The 5,133-nt window shown below is 43.2% G+C and carries 4 protein-coding genes; 2 read left to right on the forward strand and 2 right to left on the reverse strand.

All coding sequences use genetic code 11. The annotated features are described in order from the left end of the window. Positions 1-200: 200 nt before the first annotated feature. Both PX484_RS00555 and rbp read right to left on the reverse strand, forming a co-directional pair. Complete coding sequence (locus PX484_RS00555) at positions 201-365, reverse strand: Asl3888 family RNA-binding protein (protein WP_002733784.1); 165 nt, start codon at positions 363-365, stop codon at positions 201-203. Between the two features lie 435 nt (positions 366-800). Next, positions 801-1,097, reverse strand: coding sequence for an RNA-binding regulator (gene rbp, locus PX484_RS00560; RefSeq protein ID WP_287767231.1), 297 nt, complete (start codon positions 1,095-1,097; stop codon positions 801-803). A gap of 458 nt (positions 1,098-1,555) precedes the next feature. On the opposite strand from rbp, the gene PX484_RS00565 reads away from it, so the two are divergent. Together PX484_RS00565 and pheS are read left to right on the forward strand one after the other, a co-directional pair. Next, the gene (locus PX484_RS00565) at positions 1,556-3,895 is read left to right on the forward strand and encodes a DNA methyltransferase (RefSeq protein ID WP_002803466.1); all 2,340 of its coding nucleotides are present in this window, start codon (positions 1,556-1,558) and stop codon (positions 3,893-3,895) included. Positions 3,896-4,119: 224 nt separating this feature from the next. Beyond that, positions 4,120-5,124, forward strand: a complete 1,005-nt coding sequence (gene pheS / locus PX484_RS00570) for a phenylalanine--tRNA ligase subunit alpha (RefSeq protein ID WP_287666672.1) — start codon at positions 4,120-4,122, stop codon at positions 5,122-5,124. Positions 5,125-5,133: the final 9 nt, after the last annotated feature.

Raw genomic sequence — 5,133 nt, forward strand, 5'->3', positions numbered from 1 at the left:
TTGGGTAAGACTTTTAGACTTTTTGTCAATCAAAAAGTACCAGTTGTGGGAGAGATAGGGGGAAAATTCTGGGACTTTTTCTCTGAAAATTAGGTAATTGACCAGATGAGAATCGGTAAAACCCTACACCCCACACCCCACACCCTACACCCTGTCCCCACGAAAAACTTTTTGCCGCAGACCCTAACTAAGTCAGCAGATTAGGTATCGGCTGCCCCTTCATTTTCCGAAGATTGTCTTTGATCGCTGGAATAACCGCCTCTACCTCCTCTGGTGGTGGTACGATTAGAAGCAGCCCGGAATTGACGAGCGTAGGCGCGGTTGCGTTCAGCTTTTTCTTTTTTCAAATTACGACGTTTAGCCACAAGAATCTCCTTGGGATATTAGATAGACAAGCGGGGAAACGAGCGCTCGCTCCCCCTATTGACATTGACACTCTCCGCCCTAAAAGTGCGGAGATTCTTGGGCTGAATCCTGCCTCCACTAGCAACGCTAATTTTGGTCTTACGGTTTCATGTCTAGTCCGACTACACCGATAAGGCAAGCACTCTTATGGACTACTCCCCAAGCGTAAATTTCTGTGTGTCCCACAGTATTTAATTGTTTTGCGTTCTTACAGTTTGGACTTAATTGAACACCATTGACTGTTAGAAATTTTGAGATGACGGAGTAGGAAGTTTAACCTGCTTCCTCACGTTCTCACGGTTGGCAACCTGGAGCTATTCTCGCACAAAGCCGTCCTAAAAGGACGGGGTTTTCAACCCAAATTTCCGATAACCTAGAATGGTTACGGTCGGGGATTAGTAGCGACGCTCCCGATTGCGATCGCCGCCAGCACCGAAGGAAGATCTGGGTTCTTTTTCACGAGCTTGATTGACTTTTAATTCTCGTCCCATCCATTGAGCGCCGTCAAGAGCGGCAATAGCCTTCGCTTCTTGCTCTGGGGTTTCCATTTCCACGAAAGCGAACCCGCGTTTTCTTTTCGTTTCCCGATCCATGGGAAAGTGAACGCGCTTGATCTCACCATATTCCTTAAAAACCTCAACCACGTCTTCTTGGTCAACCTCGAAGGGGAGATTACCAACATAAATTGACATAAAACCTATCCTTGCACAGATAAAAACAACAGATTTGTAGAGAACCAAGATTTCGGGAACTAGCTGAACCAATACTAAACAGAAACGCTTTGACCATTAATACTGACAACGAGCCGCAGTGCCGACTTTTATTCTCAACTTCCATCCTAGCACATAGCTATTAGCTTTGATCGATTCTGCCTGTCTCGCCACGGGAGCAGATAAACTAGACTAGAATGCTGCCCTATAAAATGCCCTAATTATGAGTTTATCCCCCCATCCGATCGAAACTGCCCTAAAAACCCTGGAAACTAAGGCCGAGGATTCGATTTCTGGGGTGCTTTCCCCACCTGTTGCCGAGAAACGGCAACAAGAGCCGGACTTCCTCCGGCAGTGCGTAGGATGCTCCCAAGAGGGTATCCTCGCCATACCCTCACATCTGGGTACAGTAATATATAGAACTCTATTCTTAAGGCCAGATGAGTGCTTCCTCCTTCGACTATAGAATGATCGATCCCATTTCTGGGCCGATCGATCCCAAAAAACAAGGGACGTTACGCCATTGGGGAAGTCATCCCTATTTTACCCGGCGCGCTTGGAATGTGGTACAGGAATATATTAAGCGTTTTAGTCAGGTGGGAGATGTGGTTTTAGATCCCTTTGGGGGATCGGGAGTGACTGCGGTAGAGGCTCTAGTTTTAAAGCGAAAGGCGATTTACTCGGATATTAACCCGATGGCTGGTTTTATCTGCCGCAATATCGCTGTTAGTCCCGTTAACATCGATGATTTTCGGTCTGCTTTCGATGACATCGCCAGAAATTGTCAGGAAAAGATTGAGGAAGTTTATCGAATGTCTCCAGAAGAAGCGGCGGATTTAGAGATTCCCTATTGGTATCCGCAAGGGGTTCGTTTACCGAAAAATGCGGACGCAGAATCTGTAGAAAATTTGTTTACCAAACGTCAATTATTTTCCCTTTCTCTAATTCTCAACCAGATTGAATTAATCACCGATCCGATCATTAAAGATTTAATGAGGTTTACTTTCTCGGCAACTCTCAATAAAACCAATTTAACCTTTAATTCGACGACTGGGCGAAAAGCCAGTCGAGGTGATAGCGGAATTATGCGCTTATATCGCTATTGGATTCCTCCTCAAACTATCGATCTTAATGTCTGGGAACAATTCGAGCAGAAATTTAAGGGGACGGCAAAATTCAAGATCGAAACTAATACAGTAATCGGTGATTTTTATCAAGAAAATTTTTCAATTTTTGATTTCTCAGCGACGGACTTAACTGGCATATCGTCCGAATCCGTGGATTATATCTATACCGATCCTCCCTACGGACAACATATTGCCTATTTAGATCTCTCGACTATGTGGAATGCTTGGCTAGGATTTGAAGTGAGCGATAACGCAAGAGAATTGGAAGCGATCGAAGGAGGAGATTTAAAGAAATCGAAAGAAACTTACATCAATTTGTTATCGAATTCCATTCGAGAAATGTTTCGAGTTTTGAAATTTGATCGCTGGATGAGTATTGTTTTTGCTCACAAAGATCCCGCCTATTGGGATGCGATCGTTAAATCTGCTCAAGAAGCTGGTTTTGAGTATGTAAATTCCTCTGTACAACATTCTACTACGCCCTCATTACACAAAAAGAAAAATCCTCTGACTGTCCTATCGGGAGAGTTAGTTTTAAACTTTAGAAAAGTGAATAATCCCAAAACAATCGCCATCAGTAAAGTCGGGATCGATATCCTGCAAATTATTAAAGAAGTGGCCGAGATGACAATCGTTAAAAGTTCGGGTGCTTCCACAGAAGATATTTATAATGCGCTCATTCCTAAATTATTGGAAAATGGCTTACTAACCCAAGTCAAGAAACAAATAGATGATATTACTCCTTTGTTAAAAGAGGAATTCAACTTTTCGGAATTAGATCATCTCTGGAGAATTCGTACAAATACGAAAATCGGTTGCTTTATTCCGCTAGAAGATCGAATAAGATTTTATCTCTTGGATTTTCTAACTGCCAAAAAACGACAGGGAAAAGTAGCAACTTTTGATGAAATTATTTTTGCGGTCATGCCTAACCTGATCAACGGGACAACACCAAGCGATCAATCGATTTTAAAGGTTTTAGAAAAGTTAGCTTATTCTCCCGATGGTCGGCACTGGCAACTAGGGCAAGAAGAAGGTCTTCAGCTAACTCTCGATTTAAATATAGAGCCAATTTCTTCCGTTTTAACTGGTTTAGATTTTCCCAAACAAGCAGATAAAATTCCTCACGATCAAATTATCTACGCTCTGGCAAAAATTGCTATTGCTGTCGGATTAAAGCCTTATATTGGCAAAAAAGAACAATCTACAGGTTATTGGAATGGAGAAGCTTTTAAAGATATTTCTCTAGAAAAATTACCGATCGATAAATTAGGAAAGTGGGACAGAGATAAAATACAACAGATCGATCTCATCTGGTTTAATAACTTAGGCGATGCAGTGTTCGCTTTTGAAGTAGAAACCAGTACACCGATCACCACAGGAATCGATCGCTTTATGGAATTACTAAAAATTTATCCAGAACTGGCAGGAAAACTTGTGTTAATTGTTCCACCGAAGCGAGTCAACAAACTGAAAAAAATTCTTAAAGATTCCCACTATATTGGACATCCTCTCTATATGGAGAATAAATTAGTCTATAGTTTTTCTAATCAAATTGCCGAAGTTTACCAGAAACTCTCCTCGTCAACTAAACTAGAATTATCTGCGGTTTTTGCCTCGATCGAGTTCATTTTAAAAAAACCAGAAATCTGATGCAATCAAGAGAAGCTGGTTCCCATTGAAAGTTCTAGGTTCGACGAGGTACTCATGCAATAAGCTCTCATTTGATCAGAGGGGACAGGGAGCGATGAACATGATACAGCAAACCATCTCAGGGAATCGTCACCCCGGAAAGCAAATCGCCCCTGCAACTGTCTCCCCAAATTCCCTCTCTTGATAAACTAGACTAGAATGCTGCCCTATAAAATGCCCTAATTATGAGTTTATCCCCCCATCCGATCGAAACTGCCCTAAAAACCCTGGCAGCGAAAGCGGAAAATTCCATCGAACAAACAACAACCCTAGAAGACTTAGAACAGCTAAGAGTGAATTATCTCGGTAAGAAAGGAGAATTATCGCAGATTTTACGCGAAATGGGCAAATTAACCCCCGAAGAGAGACCGCGCCTCGGTGCGATCGCTAATGAGGTCAAAGAATCAGTACAATCGCTGCTGGAATCCCAGCGAGAAAGTCTCCAGAATGCCCAAATTAAGGCGAAATTAGCGGCGGAAACCCTCGATGTCACCCTGCCTGCTCTTAGCCGTCCTTTAGGGCGAATTCACCCCTTAAATAGCACAGTTGATCGCATGATCGATATTTTCGTCGGTCTGGGTTACAGCATCGCCACTGGGCCGCAGGTAGAAACCGATTATTATAATTTTGAGGCTTTAAATATCCCTGCTGACCATCCGGCCCGGGATATGCAGGATACTTTTTTCTTGAGGGATGGTCGTTTATTGCGGACCCATACCTCCCCAGTGCAGATTCGCTACATGGAAAGTCACGAACCCCCAATTCGGATTGTGGCCCCGGGCCGTGTTTATCGTCGCGATACCGTGGATGCAACCCATTCTGCGGTTTTCCATCAAGTGGAATTATTAGCGGTAGACCGGGGATTAACCTTTACGGATTTGAAAGGAACAATTAAAGAATTTCTTAAGCAAATGTTCGGGGCCGATTTACCGGTTAAATTCCGCGCTTCCTACTTCCCTTTTACTGAACCCTCGGCCGAGGTAGATGTGCAGTGGAAAGGCAAATGGTTGGAGGTGATGGGCTGTGGTATGGTGGATCCCAATGTCTTAAAAGCAGTCGGTTATGACCCCCAAATCTATACGGGTTTTGCTGCTGGTTTTGGCGTGGAAAGATTTGCTATGGTATTACATGAGATAGACGATATTCGCCGTTGTTATAATAGCGATATCCGCTTTCTCCGCCAATTTTAGGGGGATAAA

Source organism: Microcystis sp. M49636_WE2 (genome assembly GCF_030065375.1).
GTDB lineage: Bacteria > Cyanobacteriota > Cyanobacteriia > Cyanobacteriales > Microcystaceae > Microcystis > Microcystis aeruginosa_C.